This window comes from Clostridium psychrophilum, assembly GCF_018861705.1.
Taxonomy (GTDB): domain Bacteria; phylum Bacillota; class Clostridia; order Clostridiales; family Clostridiaceae; genus Clostridium_AD; species Clostridium_AD psychrophilum.
Window position 1 is genome coordinate 1 of sequence record NZ_JAHLEC010000255.1, and the last position, 1,030, is coordinate 1,030.

Here is a 1,030-nt window from a genome sequence, read left to right on the forward strand (position 1 = left end):
TTCTGCTTTTTCTTGTTCATAGTAAGCACCATCTGTAATAACCTGAACCTTTTTATCTGATTCTTTCTTTTCAGAAATACTCTTTATAACATCATCTGAAAACTTAGAATCACTATAGATATTATGCTTAAGGTCATAATCAGTAATAATGCTAGTGCTATCGTTAAAAGTCTCAACAATATTTACAGTATAACCAATGTTTCCTTTATACTTGTGTCTATATGTAGCATCTGGATCTGTAGGGTTTTGAAGGCTTGTTGAGGATATATCTTTGCCATCTTTAAGTGTTAATTTATTATCTACATCTATAGTTGTTTGATCTTGAAGCATTCTAATTAAGAGTTGATAGCTTTCGCTATCGGTTATAATTGCATCCAAGTTTGAACAAGTTTGGCGAAGTATTTCTGAATGTTTTAGCAAAGTTAATAGCTTAGAAGTAGCTTCTAAATCTTGAGTTCTATATATGGTTTCATTTTTATTGCCTTTCACCAGGTATACTAAACATTCCTCCGGAATAAGGGATTTATTATATTCATTAAGGTCTTTAATGAGCCTATAGTTAACAGAATAAACTAATTCAATCCTGCTAAGCTTTTTACATGAGGAACTAACCATTAAAGAATCTACCCTTACTTTTTTGTTATTAATACAAAGATATTTTGCAGCAGCGGAAGCTAACGCTTCTACTTCAAGTTTAATTAAATCAATCCCAGAAGATTGTTCAAATTCAATAACCCTATTTCTAAAATTTGTTAAGGTATTTATAGAAACAGGTTGCTTGTCATAGGCTGTAGTATAAAGAGCATACTGGTATCTTATATCAAAGTGGAGAGAACCAATAAGTTCTTCATCAGTCTGCTGAAATATTTCTTTTATCATAAGTAAAGCAATAATAATATTTATAGGGGTGTTAGGTCTTGAGGCATGATCACTACTATAAATTACAGAAAAACGTTCCTCATTTATTTGAGGAAAAACATAATCCCTAAAGGCCTGCGCCCAACAATTCTTTAAAATATTTTGAAGATAT

Annotated in this window: 1 protein-coding gene; it reads right to left on the reverse strand. The window is 30.9% G+C overall.

Annotation, left to right across the window (positions count from 1 at the left end; all coding sequences use genetic code 11):
- On the reverse strand, positions 1-1,030 hold a 1,030-nt coding region (locus tag KPL38_RS19910; protein ID WP_246578059.1), incomplete at both ends, for a transposase.